Origin of the sequence: Tabrizicola sp. (assembly GCF_041913445.1) — a bacterium.
Lineage (GTDB): Bacteria > Pseudomonadota > Alphaproteobacteria > Rhodobacterales > Rhodobacteraceae > Tabrizicola.
The window spans coordinates 42,504-61,831 of sequence record NZ_JAYSFG010000017.1 but is presented as its reverse complement, the minus strand read 5'-3'; the positions used below and the strand labels follow the sequence as shown (position 1 = coordinate 61,831).

Annotated in this window: 18 protein-coding genes; 10 read left to right on the top strand and 8 right to left on the bottom strand. The window is 66.0% G+C overall.

From position 1 onward, the window contains the following. Window positions 1-29: 29 nt before the first annotated feature. The 4 genes from ACE3Q6_RS16880 (at window position 30) to ACE3Q6_RS16865 (ending at window position 2,784) form a co-directional block, all read left to right on the top strand. Window positions 30-479 (top strand): Phasin, encoded by a 450-nt coding sequence (locus ACE3Q6_RS16880; RefSeq protein WP_374434943.1) that lies wholly within the window; start codon window positions 30-32, stop codon window positions 477-479. Between the two features lie 88 nt (window positions 480-567). Beyond that, window positions 568-1,212, top strand: coding sequence for a glutathione S-transferase family protein (locus ACE3Q6_RS16875; protein ID WP_374434940.1), 645 nt, complete (start codon window positions 568-570; stop codon window positions 1,210-1,212). 66 nt (window positions 1,213-1,278) lie between these two features. Further along, entirely contained in the window at window positions 1,279-1,833 is a 555-nt protein-coding gene (phaR, locus tag ACE3Q6_RS16870; RefSeq protein WP_374434938.1) for a polyhydroxyalkanoate synthesis repressor PhaR, read from the top strand. A 3-nt stretch (window positions 1,834-1,836) separates the two neighbouring features. Next, window positions 1,837-2,784, top strand: a complete 948-nt coding sequence (locus ACE3Q6_RS16865) for a LysR family transcriptional regulator (RefSeq protein ID WP_374434935.1) — start codon at window positions 1,837-1,839, stop codon at window positions 2,782-2,784. A 236-nt stretch (window positions 2,785-3,020) separates the two neighbouring features. Here ACE3Q6_RS16865 and ACE3Q6_RS16860 read toward each other — a convergent pair whose 3' ends face one another. The 8 genes from ACE3Q6_RS16860 to ACE3Q6_RS16825 form a co-directional block, all read right to left on the bottom strand. Further along, window positions 3,021-4,208, bottom strand: a complete 1,188-nt coding sequence (locus ACE3Q6_RS16860; protein ID WP_374434931.1) for a DegT/DnrJ/EryC1/StrS family aminotransferase — start codon at window positions 4,206-4,208, stop codon at window positions 3,021-3,023. 94 nt (window positions 4,209-4,302) lie between these two features. Beyond that, the gene (locus ACE3Q6_RS16855; protein ID WP_374434928.1) at window positions 4,303-4,848 is read right to left on the bottom strand and encodes a sarcosine oxidase subunit gamma; all 546 of its coding nucleotides are present in this window, start codon (window positions 4,846-4,848) and stop codon (window positions 4,303-4,305) included. Then, the gene (locus ACE3Q6_RS16850; protein ID WP_374434925.1) at window positions 4,841-7,750 is read right to left on the bottom strand and encodes a sarcosine oxidase subunit alpha family protein; all 2,910 of its coding nucleotides are present in this window, start codon (window positions 7,748-7,750) and stop codon (window positions 4,841-4,843) included. The genes ACE3Q6_RS16855 and ACE3Q6_RS16850 overlap by 8 nt, the downstream gene beginning before the upstream one ends. Next, the gene (locus tag ACE3Q6_RS16845; protein WP_374434923.1) at window positions 7,747-8,010 is read right to left on the bottom strand and encodes a sarcosine oxidase subunit delta; all 264 of its coding nucleotides are present in this window, start codon (window positions 8,008-8,010) and stop codon (window positions 7,747-7,749) included. The genes ACE3Q6_RS16850 and ACE3Q6_RS16845 overlap by 4 nt, the downstream gene beginning before the upstream one ends. Before the next feature lie 169 nt (window positions 8,011-8,179). Then, window positions 8,180-9,430 (bottom strand): sarcosine oxidase subunit beta family protein, encoded by a 1,251-nt coding sequence (locus ACE3Q6_RS16840; RefSeq protein ID WP_374434921.1) that lies wholly within the window; start codon window positions 9,428-9,430, stop codon window positions 8,180-8,182. A gap of 111 nt (window positions 9,431-9,541) precedes the next feature. Continuing rightward, window positions 9,542-10,954: a Tad domain-containing protein gene (locus tag ACE3Q6_RS16835; RefSeq protein ID WP_374434918.1), complete on the bottom strand. Its 1,413-nt coding sequence runs from the start codon at window positions 10,952-10,954 to the stop codon at window positions 9,542-9,544. Between the two features lies 1 nt (window position 10,955). Further along, the gene (locus ACE3Q6_RS16830; RefSeq protein WP_374434915.1) at window positions 10,956-11,384 is read right to left on the bottom strand and encodes a TadE/TadG family type IV pilus assembly protein; all 429 of its coding nucleotides are present in this window, start codon (window positions 11,382-11,384) and stop codon (window positions 10,956-10,958) included. 299 nt (window positions 11,385-11,683) lie between these two features. Beyond that, window positions 11,684-13,117: a Glu/Leu/Phe/Val dehydrogenase gene (locus ACE3Q6_RS16825; protein WP_374434910.1), complete on the bottom strand. Its 1,434-nt coding sequence runs from the start codon at window positions 13,115-13,117 to the stop codon at window positions 11,684-11,686. Between the two features lie 327 nt (window positions 13,118-13,444). Here ACE3Q6_RS16825 and ACE3Q6_RS16820 point away from each other — a divergent pair, with 327 nt between their 5' ends. The 6 genes from ACE3Q6_RS16820 (at window position 13,445) to glpX (ending at window position 19,315) form a co-directional block, all read left to right on the top strand. After that, on the top strand, window positions 13,445-15,454 hold the full coding sequence (locus ACE3Q6_RS16820; RefSeq protein ID WP_374434897.1) for a pilus assembly protein TadG-related protein: 2,010 nt from the start codon (window positions 13,445-13,447) through the stop codon (window positions 15,452-15,454). Beyond that, the gene (locus ACE3Q6_RS16815) at window positions 15,451-15,993 is read left to right on the top strand and encodes a TadE/TadG family type IV pilus assembly protein (RefSeq protein WP_374434893.1); all 543 of its coding nucleotides are present in this window, start codon (window positions 15,451-15,453) and stop codon (window positions 15,991-15,993) included. The genes ACE3Q6_RS16820 and ACE3Q6_RS16815 overlap by 4 nt, the downstream gene beginning before the upstream one ends. Before the next feature lie 5 nt (window positions 15,994-15,998). After that, window positions 15,999-16,607, top strand: a complete 609-nt coding sequence (locus ACE3Q6_RS16810) for a TadE/TadG family type IV pilus assembly protein (protein ID WP_374434891.1) — start codon at window positions 15,999-16,001, stop codon at window positions 16,605-16,607. Window positions 16,608-16,686: 79 nt separating this feature from the next. After that, entirely contained in the window at window positions 16,687-16,920 is a 234-nt protein-coding gene (locus ACE3Q6_RS16805; protein WP_374434889.1) for a hypothetical protein, read from the top strand. Between the two features lie 65 nt (window positions 16,921-16,985). Continuing rightward, window positions 16,986-18,275: a homoserine dehydrogenase gene (locus tag ACE3Q6_RS16800; protein WP_374434876.1), complete on the top strand. Its 1,290-nt coding sequence runs from the start codon at window positions 16,986-16,988 to the stop codon at window positions 18,273-18,275. Window positions 18,276-18,349: 74 nt separating this feature from the next. Further along, complete coding sequence (gene glpX / locus ACE3Q6_RS16795) at window positions 18,350-19,315, top strand: class II fructose-bisphosphatase (protein WP_374434846.1); 966 nt, start codon at window positions 18,350-18,352, stop codon at window positions 19,313-19,315. Window positions 19,316-19,328 lie beyond the last annotated feature (13 nt).

The following is a 19,328-nucleotide window of genomic DNA, read 5'->3' as shown; positions in this document are numbered from 1 at the left end:
CCCCCTATCGCTGGCCCCAGGAGACTGACATGACCAAGACCCCGGATTTCGCCAAGACGATGCAGGACATGATGGCTTCGTTCCCGGTTGACGCCTCGGCGTTCCAGAACGCGTTCAAGACCCAGGCCGCCTTCGCCGAGAAGTTCTCGAAAGTCGCGATCGAAGCCGCCGAAAAGTCGACCGAGATCTCGGCCAAGTGGACCAAGGACGCGCTGGCCAAGGTTGGCGACGTCGCCAAGGCCAAGGCCGACCCGGCTGATTACACCAAGTCGGTGACCGACTTCGCTTCGGCCGCTGCCGAAATGGCTGCCGAGAACCTGGCCGCCTTCGCTGAAGTCGCCAAGAAAGTGCAGATGGAAACCGTCGAGCTGATGCTGGCCGCCGGCAAGGACATGTCGGAAGACGCCACCGCTGCCGTCAAGAAAGCCACCGCGGACGTGACCTCGGTCGCCAAGAAAGCCGCTGCGGCCGCGAAGTAATTCGCCAGTATCGCGCAAAGTTTGCGCAACAAGGCCCGGGGGCAACCTCGGGCCTTTCCTTTTGCATCCGCAAGGCGCAGGCTGAGACATGACCCTCACCATCTGGACCTACGACTGGGTGCCGCCTCCGCCGCGCGGCCACGTGCGCGACATCCGCCTCCGCTGGGCGTGTGAGGAAGCGGGCCTCCCCTACCGCATCGCCACCGTCCGGTTCGAGGATCGCACCGGCCCCGACCACCTCGCCCGCCAGCCCTTCGCCCAGGTCCCCGCGCTGCAGGATGGCGACATCCAGCTTTTCGAAAGCGGCGCCTGCCTCCTCCACCTTGCCAAACGGTCGGAATCCCTGATGCCGGGGGACGCCAAAGGCCGGGCCGAGACGCTGGAATGGGTCATCGCAGGCCTCAACTCGGTCGAGATGGTCTCGGTCCCCTGGTGGTTCATCGGCCTTTCCTCGCCGCCGGAGAACCCGCTGGAAGGCTGGCTCACCTCGCGCCTCGCGCGCCTCGACGCCGTGCTTGCCACCCGCGACTACCTGGCCGCGAACCGCTTCACCGTGGCCGATCTCCTCATGGCCGATATCCTGCGGGTTCCGAAACTTCGGGCCGCGCTGATCGACTACCCGGCCATCCAGGCCTATCTCACCCGCATCCTGGACCGCCCCGCCTTCCGCAAATCCCTGCAGGATCAGCTCGACCACTTCGCCACCGCCGATGCTGCACGGGCCAAAGGCTGAGCTTTCTTTTTGCTGCGCCCCACCTTAAGCTTCTCTGCGGGCGCAAAAGACGCCGGGGGGAACAACATGGCAGACACCGACAAGCCACTGCTGATCAAGCGCTACGCCAGCCGCCGTCTCTACAACACCGAGACTTCGGATTACGTCACACTGGAAGATATCGCGGGCTTCATCCGGCAGGGACGCGAAGTGCAGATCGTCGACCTCAAGACCGGCGATGACCTGACGCGTCAATACCTCCTCCAGATCGTCGCGGAACATGAATCCAAGGGCGAAAGCGTCCTGCCGGTCGACGTCCTGACCGACCTCGTTCGCAGCTATGCGACGGGCATGCAGGCCGTGATGCCGCAATTCCTCGCCTCGTCCTTCGAAATGCTGCGCAACAGCCAGACCAAGATGGTGGAAAATCTCGCCGCCTTCCCGAACCCGATGGCCGCCGTCCCGGGGTTCGAGGCGCTGAGGAAGCAGCAGGAAGCCTTCCTCAAGACCATGATGGGCGGGATGCCCGGCTGGCCCGGCTCGGGTCCCGCCAAGGAGGAAGAGGCCCCCGCATCGTCGGACGACATCGCCGAGATCAAGCGGCAGCTGGCCGAGCTGCAGAAGAAACTCTCCAAGCTCTAAGCCATGGCCGAAGCCGAAGGCCGCGTCACGCTCTGGGGGATCGAGGTCTTCGTCGCCGCCGCGGAGGAGGGTTCGATCTCGGCTGCCGCCCGTCGCCTGGGCGTCAGCCCCTCCGCCGTCAGCCAGCAGCTTTCCGTGCTTGAAACCGCGCTCGGCGCCGTCCTTCTCGACCGCGCCAGCCGCCCGGTCCAGGTCACGCCCGCCGGCGCGATGTTCCGCCGCCATGCGCAAACCATCCTCAACGCCGCCTCCGAGGCCCGCGCCGAACTGGCGATGGCCGACCTTTCCGGCCTCACCACGCTGCGCCTCGGCGTGATCGAGGATTTCGACAGCGACGTCACCCCCCGCCTCCTCTCCACCCTGGCGCGCGACCTCAAGGGCTGCCGCTTTCTCCTTGAAACCGGGGCCAGCCACCGCCTGATGGACCAGCTCGAAGCCCGCGCCCTCGACATCGTCATCGCGGCCGACAGCGCCACCGATGCCGCCCCCGAGGATTGGCGCGAGGTGCACCCGATCCTCTCCGAACCCTTCGTCGCCGTCGCCCCGCCCGGGCAGCAGATCGAGGATCTGCCCCTCATCCTCTACACCGCGCGCCACCTGATGGGCCGCCAGATCGCCGCCCATCTCGCGCGCCACGGGCTGAAACCCGCCCACCGCTTCGAGCTCGACAGCTACGCCGCGATCCTGGCGATGGTCGCGGGCGGCGAGGGCTGGACGATCCTGACGCCGCTTGCCCTCCACCAGGCCCGCGCCTTCCGCGCTCAGGTCGAGGTCCGCCCCCTGCCCTTCCCGGCCCTCTCCCGCACCCTCTCGCTCTCCGCCCGCGCCGGCATCCTGCAGGGCATTCCCGCGCAGATCGTCCAGCGCCTGAAGCCCCTCATCGCCGAGATCGTGATCACCCCCGCACTGACCGCCACCCCCTGGCTCGCGCCCACGCTGCGCGTCCTTTAAGGCAAGCACAGCCCTTTCATCTTTGCCCAAATATCCCCGCCGGAGGCTTCCGAAACCGCGTCCAGGCGCAACGTCCGCGCGCTGGGACCGACGGCACGGCAAGGCGCCTCCCCTCCCCCTGCGTGGGGAGGGGATGGGGGTGGGGGGCACCCGGCCAATCCTTTCGGAACCGTTAACAGAAAAAGCCAAGCCCTTGATCGCAAAGGGCTCTCAGACTTTGTCCACCGTGGACAGGCTCAGCCGCGGACCTCCGCTGCCGCCTCCACGATCGCCCGCGCGATATAGTCGAGCTCGGACTCCGTCAGCCGCACCGGCAGCCGAACGTCGCAGGCCCGCATCAGCATGGCCCGGGTCTTCGGAAGGTCCGGCACCTCGCCCAGGAACTGCCAGTTCCAGAAGGCCCGCGCGTTGCCCTCGCTCAGCCCGAAGACCTGCACGGACACGCCCCGGGCCTTGGCTGCGGTCTGGAAGGCCACAGCCTCGGCGTCCGTCCAGCCACCCACCAGGTTGAACTGGATCGAATCCGGCGCCCGCTCCTCCGGCCCCAGCGGCTCCGGCACGGCCAGATGCGCCGACCGGTTCAGCTCCGCCGCCACCCGGTCATGCCCCGCCCGCCCCTTCGCGACCCGCTCGGCCACCAACGGCAGCTGCGGCCGGATCACCGCCGCCGACAGGTTCTGCATCCGCAGGTTATAGAGCGGCAGCTTGTTCTGCCAGTGCGCGCAGGAATTCGTCAGGCCCGGATGCTTCTTCCAGTTGGTCTCATAGGCCCCCGACATGATGATCGCCCGCGCCGCGATTTCGGGGTCGTCGGTGATCATGATCCCGCCCTCGCCCGCGTTGACCAGCTTGTAGGACTGGAAGCTGAAGCAGCCGACCTTGCCGATCGTCCCGATGTTCCGCCCGCCCCAGACCGTCCCCAGGCTGTGCGCCGCATCCTCGATCACCGGCACGCCCGCCGCATCGCAGAGCGCCATGATCGCATCCATGTCCGAGGTATGCCCCCGCATGTGGCTGATCATCACCGCCGCCGCCTCGGGCAGCTTCCGGGCGAAATCCGCCATGTCGACGCGGTAGTTTTCGCCCACCTCGACCAGGACCGGCACGCAGTCCGCATGGACCACCGACGACGGCACCGCCGCAAAGGTGAAGGCCGGGATCAGCACCTTGGCGCCCCTCGGCAGGTCCAGCGCCTTCAACGACAGGAACAGCGCCGCCGAACAGGACGACACGGCCAACGCATAGCGCGCGCCCAGAAGTTCGGCGAATTCCTGCTCCAGAAGCGCGACCGGAGCATCCGAGGGTGCCGTGTAGCGGAAAAGGTCACCGGACAGCAGAAGACGGTCAATCTCGGCCCGAGCGCCCTCGGGGATCGGTTCGGCGTCATAAACATTGGGGGCAAGGGTCTGACCGTCGGGGGCCATTCGTGCACCTTTTCTAAATCTCTCGTTAAGAAAAGATGTAAACCCCTGAGTGGTCACGCGCCAGTGACAAAATCTTCCCTTCGCGCCTTTTCGCCTAGATTTTCACCCGGGCGCGCGCCTCGACCATATGTGTAGCGGTTTCCAGCTCGTGCCAGGCGGATTGCGCCATGGAACGGAACACCATCGCCTCGAAGCTATGGTCCCCCGTCCGCAGGATCACCGCGTTCATGTGGTTCACCTGCGTGCGCAGGGCCGAACCCACGGGACAGGCCGACAGCCGCAGATCCATCGGCACCAGGCGGGCCAGAACGTCCACGGCCGAGGCTCCGGACAGCGCAAGCACGGCCCACCCGTCCGACTGGTCGGTGACCGCCGCTCCGTCCAGCGCGGGCGGCGCGACGCCCATCAGGAAGGCCTGGTCGCGACCGGTCCAGACGATCCGGGCGCCCGCCTTCTCCATGAAGCTGTTTGGGGCCGGAAGGGCCAGCCCAAGCGACTTCAGCCCCCGCGCCACGGTCTTCCCGCCGCCCGGAAAGACCGCGATGCTGAAGATCGGTCCCACCTCGACCTCGGCCAGGTTCACGCCGCCGAGGCTCAGGCTCCGCCCCTCGAGGGCCGATTTCGCGATGAGTTCAGGCACGAAGCTTCTCCCCTTCCGGGTCATGGAACACGGGGGGACAGACGTCACAGATCACGTCCAGGCCCCGCAAGTGATCGACCAGCCGGATGCGCTCCCCCAGCCGCGCGCGACCGTCCTTGAGGAAGCCCAGCCCCAGCCAGGCGCCCACGGTCGGCGACCAGCACACGCTCGTCACATAGCCCTGGTCCGTTTCGCGGTGCACCTCGGTCCCGGGGACGAACAGATGCGCCCCCGCCGAAATCGGCGCGCTGGCCTTCAGGCCCACCAGCTGCTCGCGCTCGGGCCCCCACAGCCCCGGCCGCGTCGCCGCGGCCTTCCCGATGCAGTCCTTCTTCGCGGTGACCATCTTTTCCATGCCGATGTCGTGGGCGGTGACCCGCCCGTGAATCTCGGCGTGCGTGATGAACCCCTTTTCGATGCGAAGCACATTCAGCGCCTCCATCCCGTAGGGCCCGCCGCCCATCGTCTCGGCCCGCGCCACGAGGTCGCGGAACAGCGCCTCGCCATAGCGGGTCGGGACCGCCAGTTCATAGCCCTCCTCGCCCGAGAAGCTGATCCGGAAGAGCCGCCCGTCGACTCCCCCGATCCGCACCGGAGCCACGCCCATGAAGGGCAGGTCCACCGGGTTTTCCAGAAAGGAATTCACCAGCGCCCGCGCCTTCGGCCCCGCCACGGCGAACTGCGCCCAGGACTCCGTCACCGAAATGAACCGCACCTGCCAGTCCGCGCAGAAGGCCTGATGCACGAAATCCAGGTGCCGCATCACCATCCCCGCCGCGGCAGTGGTGGTGGTCATCAGGAAGTGGTCTTCCCCCAGCCTCGCCGAGGTGCCGTCGTCCAGCACCAGCCCGTCCTCGCGCAGCATCAGCCCATAGCGGACGCGGCCCACCGGCAGGGTGGAGAAGGTGTTGGTATAGACAAAATCGAGGAACCTGCCCGCATCGCGGCCCTGAATGTCGATCTTGCCCAAGGTCGAGACATCGGTCACGCCCACCGACTGGCGGACCATGTTCACTTCCCGGTCACAGGCCTCGCGCCAGGTCGTCTCCCCCGGCTTCGGGAAGTAGGAGGGCCTGTACCACAGCCCCGCCTCGATCATCGGCGCGCCCCGGTCGCGGCTGGCCTGGTCGCTGGTCAGGAACCGCTGCGGCGCGAAGCCCTCGGCCCGGCCCCCCGCCCCCATCGCCGCGATCGACACCGGCGTATAGGGCGGCCGGAAGGTCGTGACCCCCGTCTCGGCAATTCCCCGCCCCGTCGCATCCGCCAGCACCGCCAGCGCCGCGACGTTGGAGTTCTTCCCCTGGTCCGGCGCCATCCCTTGCGTCGTGTAGCGCTTCATGTGCTCGACCGACCGGAACCCTTCCTGCGCCGCCAGCTTCACGTCCTTCGTCGTCACGTCATTGGCGAAGTCGAGCCAGGCCCGGCCCTTCCCCTCCACCGCCCAGATCGCCTTCAGGCGATAGGGCATGTCCTCCGCCTCGGGCACCGGAACCGCCACTTTCCGCCCCAACGCCTCGATCGCCCGCATCGCCGCCGCATGACCCGTCACCAGCGCCCCGTGCGTCGAGAACGACCCGTTCGCCGCCCCGACCGCCACCAGCCCCGGCACCGCCCCTTCCATCGGCACGAAGGCCGCCAATTCCTCACTCCACCGGGGACGGCCGTTCATGTGACAGGTCAGGTGGATCGTCGGGTTCCAGCCGCCCGACATCGCCAGGCAATCGGTCTCGATCTCGAAGATTTCCGCCCCTTTGCGCACCGTGATCCCGCGCAGGCCCATGCGGCCGCGGGTGTGGATCACCTCGGCGCCGACATGCACCGGGCAGTCCTCGACGCTGAAGGCATCGGGGCGCGGGTCGATGATCGCCGCGACCTGCACGCCCGCCGCCATCAGCTCGCGCGCGGTGGTCCGCGCCTGATCGGTATTGGCGAAAAGCGTGACGCGTTTGCCCGGCACCACCCCGTACCGGTTGAGGTAGGTGCGTACCGCCGAGGCCATCATGATCCCCGGCCGGTCGTTGTTCTCGAACGCCACCGGCCGCTCCAAGGCGCCCGCAGCCAGCACCGCGTGCTTCGCCACGATCCGCCAGAAACACTCGCGCGGCAGGTTCGGCCTTGCGGGCTTGTGCAGCCCCACCCGCTCCAGTGCGCCATAGGTCCCGTGGTCATAGGCGCCCGTCACCGTGGTGCGGGCCATGATCCTCACATTGGGCAGCGCCTGCAGTTCCGCCACCACCGAGGTCACCCAGTCGCCCGCCGGCTGGCCGCCGATGGTCCCGCCATCCGACAGAGCCCGCCCGCCCAGCGCATGGCTCTCCTCGCACAGGATGACATCCGCGCCCGCCCGCCCCGCCGTCAGCGCGGCCATCAGGCCCGAGGGACCGGAGCCGATCACCAGCACGTCGCAGAAGGCAAAGGCCTTCTCGTAGGTCCCCTCGTCATGCTTGCCCGAAAGGCTCCCCAACCCCGCCGCCCGGCGGATCAAGGGTTCATACAAGCCCTCCCAGAAGGCGCGCGGCCACATGAAGGTCTTGTAGTAGAACCCGGCGCTCAGGAAGGGCGACAGGTAATCGTTCACTGCCAACAGATCGAACCGCAGCGATCCCAGCCGGTTCTGGCTTTGAGCCACCAGCCCCTCGAACACCTCCTGCATCGTGGCCCGCACGTTGGGCGTCTGGTTCGACGGCCCCACGACCTCGACCAGAGCATTCGGCTCCTCCGACCCCGCCGTCAGCACGCCTCGAGGCCGGTGATACTTGAACGACCGCCCCACCAGCCGCACGTCATTGGCGAGCAGCGCCGAGGCCAAGGTATCCCCCTTGTACCCCGCATAATCCTTCCCGTCGAAGCGGAAGCGGACCGGCTTCGTCCGGTCGACCAGACCCTTGCCGTCGATCCTCATTTCTTCCGCTCCACGACCAGTTCCGCCCCCAGCACCTCATGCGTCACCGTGTTCCGCGTGACCAAGAGCCACTGCGAACACCCCGCCTCGTGATACCAGAGATCCTTCGTCACCCCCGCCGGATTGTCGCGCAGGTGCAGGTAGTTGTCCCACTCCGCCGAGGGCGCACCCTCCGACGGCCGGTGCAGATAATCCTCGGCACCGTAATAGTAGAACTCCCGCCGGTCCCGTTCACCGCAAAGGGGGCATGTCAGGCGCATCCGCCAACCCTCATTCTATGTCCAAAAATATCCCCGCCGGAGGCATCTGCCGCCGCGTCCAGGCGCAACGCCACAGATAGCGCGCACCGCCGATGCCAGGCGCCTCCCCTCCCCCGCGTGGGGAGGGGATGGGGGTGGGGGGCCGCCGTCAGATCACCCATCACCGCCCTCAATGCAGGTTGTGCTGCGACCCGGTGCCTTCTTCGTCCAGAAGATGCCCCGTCGCAAAGCGGTCCAGCCGGAAGCGCCTGGCCACCTCATGCGGCTCGCCCGTGGCCATCAGATGCGCCATGCACCAGCCGGACGCCGGGACCGCCTTGAACCCCCCGTAGTTCCAGCCGCAGTCGAGGAACAGACCGTCGACATGCGTCTTGTCGATGATGGGGGACCCGTCCGGCGACATGTCCATGATCCCGCCCCAGGACCGCAGCACCTTGGCGCGTCCGATCATCGGCATCAGCGTCATCCCCGCTTCCATCACATGCTCGACCATCGGCAGGTTGCCCCGCGCCGCATAGGACGCATAGAAATCCAGGTCCCCGCCGAACACCAACCCGCCCTTGTCCGACTGGCTGATATAGAAGTGCCCCATCCCGAAGCTGATCACGTGGTGGATCACCGGCTTCAGCCCCTCGGTCACGAAGGCCTGCAGGATGTGGCTCTCGATCGGCAACCGCATCCCCGCCATCGCTGCCACCTGAGACGACCGGCCCGCCACAACGATCCCAACCTTCTTCGCCCGGATTGCCCCGCGCGTGGTTTGCACGCCCGTCACCTTGCCCCCGGAGACATCAATCCCCGTAACCTCGCAGTTCTGGATCAGGTCCACGCCCCGCTGATCGGCCCCCCGCGCATAGCCCCAGGCCACCGCATCATGCCGGGCCGACCCTCCGCGCGGGTGCAACAGCCCGCCGTAAATGGGAAACCGCGTGTTGTCGAAGTCCAGATAGGGCAGATGCTCCCGCACCCCCTCCCGGTCCAGAAGGATCGCGTCGTCCCCCTGGTTGATCATCGCATTGCCGCGCCGGACGAAGGCGTCGCGCTGGCCGTCCGAGTGGAACAGGTTGATCAACCCGCGCTGCGAATGCATCACGTTGTAGTTCAGCTCGGACTCGAGGCCCTCCCACAGCTTCATGGAATGGCTATAGAATTCCGAGTTCCCCGGCAGGAAGTAGTTCGCGCGCACGATGGTGGTGTTCCGCCCCACGTTCCCGCCGCCGAGATAGCCCTTCTCCAGCACCGCGACATTGGTGATGCCGTGGTTCTTGGCCAGGTAATAAGCGGTGGAAAGCCCATGCCCGCCGCCCCCGATGATCACCACGTCATATTCCGCCTTCGGCGCCGGATCGCGCCAGGCGGGCGTCCAGCCCTTGTTGCCGAACAATCCCTCGGTGATGACCTTCAGGCCGGAATAGCGCATGGATGTACTCCCCAGACCCGGCCATAAGACCGGCTCTGGTCGCCATATTCAAGACCGTGCGCCGAATTCCTGCGCTTCCCGCGACAAACTGCGTCGCAAACGGTTCGCGCCCTACTGCACCATCCGGAAGTAGTCGAGCGAAAGGTTGTCCTCCATTCCCGATCCGCAGAGGCCCATCGACATGTTCGAGGTCCCCGACACCGTGTCGCCCGAGATGATCGAGGTCCCGCGCAGGCCCTCGGCATTCGCGGCAAAGGCAATCTCGCGCAGAGCGATCAGCTGACCCCCGTTGATCGAAATGCCGGCCGCGAAGTTCATTCCGCCCAGGGCAACCAACTGCGCTCCGCCGCCTGGCGCGCAATCATCGATCACCCCGATACGCGTGTCGGACGCGCCCGTGATCGCCGTGGCGCTGGTGTGCAGCGTTGCCATCAGGGCGTTTTCCAAGGCCCCGCCAGACCGGAAGCTGATCTGGCAGTTGGTGATGACCACCACGTTCGTGATCGGTCGGTCGATCTGCAGTTGCATGCTCGAACTCGAGCAGAAGACATAGTTGACCGCGTTGGGCCGCAGCGCCAGCGCATCGTTGCGATCCAGCAGGTTGCGCCCTGCTTCGACGGAGTCGGCATTCGCACCAGCCGGCGCGGGTCGTCCGTTTACGATGGTGACGTTGCGCGGGGGAGCAGACAGATAGCTCAGTTGTCCATCCCTGGTCGCAAGCTGGATGTAGTTCCACATCGCCGCGCTACCCGTCCCGAAGGGCGACGGCGGCACCTCGCGCAGAGCATTGATCAGCCGGATCTGCATCGCCCCGTAGCGCAGCGCCTCACGCAGACCCTCGTTCGTGCGATAGCCCGAAGCGGGTGTGTCCAGGCGGGTGGAATCCGGCATGGAGACCACCGTGCCCTCCTCGAAATAGTTGTTGCTGTTGATCGACACGACGTCGTTCGAATGGATGCAGAAGCCGTTGAAAAAGCTGTTGTTGCTTTGGATGTCGACCTCGTTCTCGGCCACGAAGCCCTCGGGATCACACGGCGGCTTGTAGGTTTCGAAAATCGAGGCGGTGCGGACGTCAAAAGCATCGAAGCCCGCGAACTTCAGCAGGTAAGTCGTGACCTCGTTGTCGTCCGCCGCGGTGCGATGGGTCCAGACCCGGACCGCCGTGCGCGAGTTTTCATCGGGGGTGAACCTGCGGGTCTCGCGGTCCCAGACCCCGAACTCGATGTCCTCGGTCGTCAGCACGTTGCCATAGACGCCCGGCGGCATGTTGGTCTGACCCAAGGCCAGGGCCGATGCCTTGGCTTCCTCGGCGGTTGCCGTAAGCGTGGCGTTGCGGACGTAAAGCGCGGCATGGGCCGTCGCGTCCGCTGTCAATTGCAGGTGGGTCCGCTGGGTAATCGCATTCGAGACGTCTACGGCCAGGCCGCCCACCGCAAGGATGATCGTGGTGAAGATCAGCCCGCCGGCCGTCATCCCCCCGTCTTCGGACGCGACAAAGGACGCAAGTGAGGGAACGCGGCGCATGTCAGAACTCCACTCTGTGTTCGGCGGCGACCACCATGGTCCTGTCGATCATCAGCCCAAGGAACCCGATCTGGGCGATCTCTGCGGTTTCAAGCGTGGCACGGGTGCGCACCACACGGTTGGTCTCGGTCGTGGTGATGGTCGCGCTGGGCGAAAGCCCCTGCAGCCGCTGCAGCGCATACCGCTGCGCCGCGGTGATGCGTTCCGCCTGGGTGCCGGTGAACTGGCCCACGGAGTAAAGCCGGTTGGTGTCCTGCAGAACCCGGATGGCGTGGGTCCGGCTCATGAACAACATGCTGGAGTCCACGACGAGCAATAGGATCGCCAGGACGAGTGGGACCCAAAGCACGAACTCGATGGACGAACTCCCGCTCTCCTGCCGCAAAAATGCCTTAAACGCCTTGCCGATACCGCCTGCCCGATGACGCATGGCACCCATCCCGATCAATCACCATGTCGTTGGAAAATCCAACTTAACTAACGATCTGGATATCTGAACCAACATTAACCGAAGTTTAACACATGGTCAGGAGGTGGCTTCTTTGCGGCAAAATCTGGGCAGCCCGACACTCAGCAGGGGCGCTCTTCAATCCGGGGTTGTCCTTGGAGTGACGCACTCAGCCGCGCGCCCATCAAGACGCGTCGCCCGTGGCTTATCCCTGACGGATCGCGGTTCACTGTAGGCGAATCGGGGGGCCCACGGCCCCCCTTTGGCGGTCCGCTGCCCGGCTACAGGCCCTTGGACCGATAGGTCTTGGCCACCCGGTCGATGGCCACGATATAGGCCGCGACACGGAGGTCCTCGACATCCTGGCGGCTGTGCCAGACCTCGCGCATGGACTGGTAGGCGGTCCGCATCGTGTCGTCGAGGCCCGAGCGGACGAGCGCCAGCTCGTCCGAACCTTGCAGGAACTTCTCCTTGAACCCTTCAGCCAGGGACCAGCCAAGGCCCTGGTCGGCCGATAGGCGTTCCAGCTCCTCGACCAGAAGGCGCGAGCGCGCTTCTTCGGCGCGGCGCTGCATCCGGCCGAAGCGGATATGCGACAGGTTCTTCACCCATTCGAAATAGGACACCGTCACGCCGCCGGCGTTGGCGTACATGTCCGGAATGATGACGCAGCCCTTCTTGCGCAGGATCTCGTCCGCGCCGAAGGTGATCGGGCCATTGGCCGCCTCGATGATGAGCGGCGCCTTGATCCGCGCGGCGTTGCCAAGGTTGATCACCCCTTCCATCGCCGCCGGGATCAGGATGTCGCAGGCTTCCTCCAGAACGGCGGCGCCTTCGGGCACGTGGGTGGCGCTGGGATAGCCTGCAAGCAGGCCGCCATGGCTGTTCATCCACTGGCGCACATCCTCGATGTTCAGCCCCTTGGGATCCAGCAGCGCACCGTCCCGCTCGATCACCGCGATGATCTTGCAGCCATCCTCCTCGGACAGGAACTTCGCCGCGTGGTAACCCACGTTGCCCAGGCCCTGCACGATCACACGCTTGCCGTCCAAGGTCCCGGTCAGCCCCGCCTTCCCCGCGTCCTCCTTGTGCCGGAAGAACTCGCGCAGAGCATACTGCACCCCGCGCCCCGTCGCCTCGACCCGGCCCTGGATGCCGCCGGCATGGGGCGGTTTCCCGGTCACGCAGGCCTTGGCGTTGATGTCCGTCGTGTTCATCCGCGCGTACTGGTCGGCGATCCAGGCCATCTCGCGCTCCCCGGTCCCCATGTCCGGGGCGGGCACGTTCTGCGCCGGATGGATGAGGTCGCGCTTGATCAGCTCATAGGCGAAGCGGCGGGTGATCTGCTCCAACTCGTGTTCGTCCCATTGGCGTGGATCGATGCACAATCCCCCCTTCGACCCGCCGAACGGCGTTTCCACCAGGGCGCATTTGTAGGTCATCAGCGCCGCCAGCGCCTCCACCTCGTCCTGGTTGACCGACAGCGCAAAGCGGATACCGCCCTTCACGGGTTCCATATGTTCGGAATGGACCGAGCGATAGCCGGTGAAGGTCTCGATCTTGCCGCGCAGGCGGACCCCGAAACGGACCGTGTAGGTCGAATTGCAGACGCGGATCTTCTGTTCCAGACCTGGGCTCAGGTCCATCAGCTTGGCGGCACGGTTGAACATGAGATCAACGGATTCGCGGAAGCTCGGCTCTCCGGAAACGGCCATTCTGTTCCTCCCAAAACAGGCGGCGCCGTGGGCCTGGCGCCGCTGCGGACCGTACTGACCACCCCGTGCCTTGGGAACCCCGAAATCGCGCAGCGTCCACACGGGCGCTCAGCGAATCATTTGCCCTGGGTTTCGTTGACAAAGTCTGAACGACGGAGAAATTTTCCGCGATTGCAGAAGAACGCCGCAGATTCCCGCAGATTGTTTCCGGATTGTGGCAGCCCACGGCGGACCATGCAGGAAATGCCATACTTCCGCCTGATCTTGTGACTAGATCGCCAATCGAGTTCCGGCAATTTCGGCCGGGGTGCTGCAATGGATAGTGACATGTTGACCAAACCTGCCAAGCGACCGGTATCCGCACTCGTCGTCCGCAAGTTTTCGGATTTCCGATCCGAGGAAGAGGGCGGGGTCACGATCTTCGTCATCTCCCTGTTCATTCTGATGATCATCTTCGGCGGCATCGCCGTCGACGTGATGCGCTTCGAATGGCGCCGCGTCACGCTGCAGGAAACGATGGACCGCGCCATGCTCGCCTCGGCAAACCTGGTCGTGCCGCCGAACCAGACGCCCGAGTCCGTGGCGCAGAACTGGTTCGACGTGGCCGGCCTCGGCGACGAGCTCACCGTGGACTACACGCTGAACACGCTGGACGGCGAAGCGACGGCCAACTCCCGTCGGGTCGTCGGCCAGGCCACCGTGCGGTCCTACAACCACTTCATGCACATGGTCGACATCCCGTGGTTCCAGAGCCGGGTGTCCTCGGCCGCCGAACAGGGCGTGTCGAACATCGAGGTCATCATGGCGCTCGACATCACCGGCTCGATGGGGGAATCCTCGGGCTCGACGACCAAGATCGCCGCGCTCCGCCAGGCCGCCACGAACTTCGTCAACATCCTGAAGTTCAACCGCGACGCCAACGGCGCCTACACGATTCCGAAGGACCCGAACAACCTGATCTCGATCGGGATGGTCCCCTATTCGTCGAACGTGAACGTCCCGGAGGCACTGCGGCAGCAGTTCAATGTCCGGCACCTTTCGTCCTGGGACTTCCAGCCGAACCAGGGCGTGCCCCGGGTCAACTGCCTGGAGATCTCTCCCGACACTTTTGGCACGATGGCATTGTCGCGGACCAATCCGATTTCGATGGCGGCCGTCACGAATGCCGGGGAAAGCGATCCGGGCGTCTCGGTCACTCTGCCCGGTGCCACGAATACCAACGGCGCGAATGGCGGCGTCGTGAACCGCAGCTACACGGCACCCGTGGCGACGGATTACGCCAGCGCCAGCAACATGTGCCACCACGGCGACAACACCGCGACGGGCGCCGATGAATCCGGGTCCAACCTGATCCAGCTGCCCACCACGGACATCAGCACACTCAGGACGCAGATCAACCAGCTGATCCCCCGCGGCAACACCTCCATCGCGGTCGGGATGCGCTGGGCCACCGCGCTGATCGATGAATCGGCCCGCCCGATCTACACCGCGCTTCGCGGTGGCGTCCCTGGCATGGCCGGGCGGCCTGCCGCCAACAACGACAGCGAGACGCGCAAGATCATCGTCCTGATGACGGACGGCACGCACGTCTCCAGCCGCCATGTCGTCGACGCGTTCAAAAGCGGCCCCTCCCCCATCTGGCGCGGGGCTGACGGCCGCTTCGCGATCGAGTTCAGCGACAGCGGCATCGCCCCGAACGGCGGCACGCGTCCCGGCATTGCCCCCACCGGCAACCCGCCGAACAGCTGCTCGGGCTGGTCGCTGGCAAACACCGTCGTCAACGGCAACACCGTCCGGCGCAACTTCTTCGTCCCCCACCTCAAGGCCAGCAGTGTGCGTCGCCGCGTCAATGCAAGCGAGCCGGAAGGCCAAGGCACTGGTACGCAGGTGAACGGCGGCTGCGATCCGCGTGCCTGGGTCACGGCGACCGGAACGCCCGCAGCCCCCGCCTGGCAGGGCAGCGGTGCCGTCCGCCGGCTCGACTGGTCGGAAGTCTGGCGCTTCGCCTCGGTCGACTGGGTGATCGAGCAGCTCTACATCCGCTCGAACGTGATCGGTGCGACCAACTACGCCACGCTCTACGACATGTTCACCGACAGCTACCTTACCAGCACGGCGAACATGGACAACCTGCTGTCCCAGAACTGCACCGCTGCCAAGAACGCCGGCGTCGAGATCTTCGGCATCGTGCTTGGCGACAACGTGACCGAAGGCCCCGTGCGCAACTGCTCGTCGCCGGGCACGGGCTACTACTACCGCGTGACCAATGCCGACAACCTGAACGCCGCCTTCGAACAGATCGCTGTCCTGATCTCGCCGCTGAGGTTGACCCAATGACCTGGCTGCGCAACTTCCTGCGGGACGACCGCGGATCCACGCCGATCGAATTCGTGCTGATCTTCCCGGTCGTCTTCACGGTTTTCACCGCATCGTTCGAAAGCAGCATGTTCATGGCGCGCCTTGTCATGTTCGAACGCGCCGTGGACGAAACCGTCCGGGACATCCGCCTTGGCGTGACGCGCAACATCACGCACCAGCAGCTGAAGCGCCGGATCTGCTCGGAAGGCATGCTGGTCCGCTCGATCGATCAATGCGTGAACGACATGAAGATCTGGATGCAGCCGGTGAACACCGGGAACTTCGTGATGGCCGCGCCTCCGAACAACTGCGTCGACCGTCGCCAGCCGCTGAACCTGAACGAACCGCCGGCGAACGAATTCGCCTTCGGGACCGAGAACGACATCATGCTCGTCCGCGTCTGCCTGAAGGAAGAGCCGATGTTCCCGACCACTTACCTTTCGGTCGGGATGTCCCCAGAACCCGACGGCACCTATGCGCTGTTTGTGACCACGACCTTTGTGAACGAGCCGGGATGAGTCCGATGAAGAAGCCCCTCAACCGCTTCAAGGCCTTCCTCAAGGACGAAGACGGTCTGATCCTGGCCGAAACGGTAATGATGCTGCCGTTGCTCATCTGGGCGCTGGTGGCCATGTTCATCTACTGGGACGTGTTCCGCACGGTCAACGTGACCCAGAAGGCCGCCTATTCCATCGCCGACCTCCTGTCGCGCCAGCGGGACACGATTCCGACGGCCTTCCTCAACGGATTGCAGAACATCGGCGATTTCCTGACGCCCGGCGGTCACGAACTCTCGATCCGCGTCACCAGCTTCGAATGCGTCTCGCCCACCCGACTGGTCTGCGACGCGAATAACGGGTCCTACCGGCTTTTGTTCTCGCGGTCGCCGCAGAACAAGGTCCCCGATCTGACACAGGCACAGATCCAATCCTGGCGGGGCGTCCGGATCCCGATCATGAACAACGGCGATAGCCTTTACGTGGTCGAAACGCAGGTCGACTTCAGAACCCAGATGAAGACCGTTCTCGCGGGCTTCATGGTGGCGGTGGAGGATGGCACCTATGGCACCTTCGTCGTGACCCGGCCGCGTCATCGCCGTCTCTGCCTGGAAGGCACCAACACCTGCACCTGATCCCGGCCTGCCCGCCTTCTCTTCCGCTTCCCCCCGGCGCGTTCCGGGGGTAGCTTGGGCGGGTCACAACGGGACCACCATGCGCCGGATCCTTCCAGTCCTCCTTGCAGGCACGCTCGCCGCCTGCGCCACCTTCCCCGAGATCGACGCGATGGGTGCGGAAACCGGCCCTCCGCCGCAACTGCTGCCCCTCGATGATCTCCTTGCCCAGGCCGGCCAGCCCAGCCCCGATCCCGCCCCGGACCTCGCCGCCCGCACCGCCCGTCTGAAAGCTCGCGCCGCCGCAATCGCCGCCGCCCCCGCAGCACCCTGACGGCGTTGCACCTCTCCCGGCAACCGGCTAACAGACGTCAGCCACAAACTGCCCGAGGTCTTCCGATGTCCGCCGCCCCCCTGCGTCTTGGTCTTGCCGGTCTCGGGACCGTCGGCATCGGTGTGGTCAAGATCGTCCAGGCCCACGCCGACCTCATCGCAGCACGCTCCGGCCGTCCGGTGGTGATCTCTGCCGTCTCAGCCCGCGATCCGAAGAAGAACCGCGACGCCGACCTTTCCGGCTATGCCTGGGAAACCGATCCCGTGGCGCTGGCCAAGCGTGCCGACATCGACGTCTTCGTCGAAGTGATGGGCGGCCACGAGGGCCCCGCGAAGGACGCGACCGAGGCCGCGCTGGCCGCCGGAAAGCACGTCGTCACCGCCAACAAGGCGCTGCTCGCCCACCACGGCCAGGCCCTTGCCGAACAGGCAGAGGCCGCGAACCTCGCGCTCCGCTTCGAGGCCGCCGTCGCTGGTGGCATCCCCGTCATCAAGGCCCTGACCGAGGGTCTTGCCGGCAACCGCATGAAGCGCGTGATGGGCGTGATGAACGGCTCCTGCAACTACATCCTGACCCGGATGCAGAACGAGAACCTGCCCTACGAGACCGTCTTCGAAGAGGCCCGGCAACTGGGATACCTCGAAGCCGATCCGAACCTGGACGTGGGCGGCATCGACGCGGGCCACAAGCTCTCGCTCCTCGCCTCCATCGCCTTCGGCACCCGCGTCGCCTTCGACGCCGTGGAGCTGGAGGGGATCGGCAATGTCTCGATCGACGACATCCGCCTTGCCGAGGACATGGGCTACCGCATCAAGCTCCTCGGCGTCGCGCAGATGACCGGGCGGGGCCTGGAACAGCGCATGACCCCCTGCCTCGTCCCCGCCGACAGTCCCTTGGGCCAGCTCCAAGGCGGCACCAACATGGTCGTCCTCGAAGGCGACAGCGTCGGCCAGATCGTCCTGCGCGGTCCCGGCGCGGGCATGGGCCCGACCGCCAGCGCCGTGATGGCCGACGTCATCGACATCGCCCGTGGTTTCCGCCTTCCGACCTTCGGCCAGCCCGCCAGCACCCTCACCGCCGCCCAACCCGCCCGCTCGGCCACACCCGCGCCCTACTACCTGCGCATGACGCTGCTCGACAAACCCGGCGCGCTGGCGAAGATCGCCACCTGCCTCGGCGATGCCGGCGTCTCCATCGACCAGATGCGACAGTATGGCCACCAGGGATCGAACGCCCCCGTCCTCATCGTCACCCACAAGGCCGCCCCGGACGACGTCGCCCACGCCATGACCCGCTTCGCCGCGACCGGAGTCCTCGTGGGCAACCCCGTCGCCATCCGGATCGAGGAAGTCTGACCCCGTTAGCGCCACCACGCTTGCCGTGCCCCTGACCCCCGGCTACACGGGGCAAAAGCGCACACGGGGGACCCATGTCTGACAAGCTGCAATTCCAGGACCGTCTCCTGTCGCTCGGCCTTGGCCGCGTGTCCGAAGCCGCCGCGCTGGCCTCGGCCCGCCTGATCGGGCGCGGCGATGAAAAGGCCGCCGACCAGGCTGCCGTCAACGCCATGCGCGACCAGCTGAACCTCCTCGACATCAAGGGCGTCGTCGTCATCGGCGAGGGGGAACGCGACGAGGCCCCTATGCTTTACATCGGCGAGGAGGTCGGCACCGGCAACGGCCCCGAGGTCGACATCGCCCTCGACCCGCTCGAAGGCACCACGCTGACCGCCAAGGACATGCCCAACGCGCTGACCGTCATCGCGATGGCCCCGCGCGGCACGCTCCTCCACGCGCCCGACGTCTACATGGACAAGCTCGCCATCGGCCCCGGCCTCAAGCCCGGCACCGTGACGCTGGCCATGTCCCCCTCGGAACGCGTCTCGAACCTCGCCGCCGCCAAGGGCTGCTCGACCGAGGACATCACCGTCTGCATCCTCGACCGCCCCCGGCATGAGGACCTGATCGCCGAGGTCCGCTCCACCGGCGCCGCGATCCGCCTCATCACCGACGGCGACGTCGCGGGCGTCATGCACTGCGCCGAGCCCGAGATCACCGGCATCGACATGTACATGGGGTCGGGCGGCGCACCGGAAGGAGTCCTTGCCGCCGCCGCGCTGAAATGCATGGGCGGCCAGTTCTACGGCAAGCTCCTCTTCCGCAACGAGGATGAGAAGGCCCGCGCCCGCAAGGCCGGCATCACCAACTTCGACCGCGTCTACACCCGCGATGACCTCGTCCGCTCGGACGTGATCTTCTCGGCCACCGGGGTGACGAACGGCTCGCTGCTCGCCGGCATCAAGCGCGATCCGGGTTGGGTGACCTTGGAGACGATCCTGATGCGCTCCAAGTCCGGCTCGATCCGCCGGATGATCTACAAGACGCCGGTGAAGTAGGTCCCTACCCCGG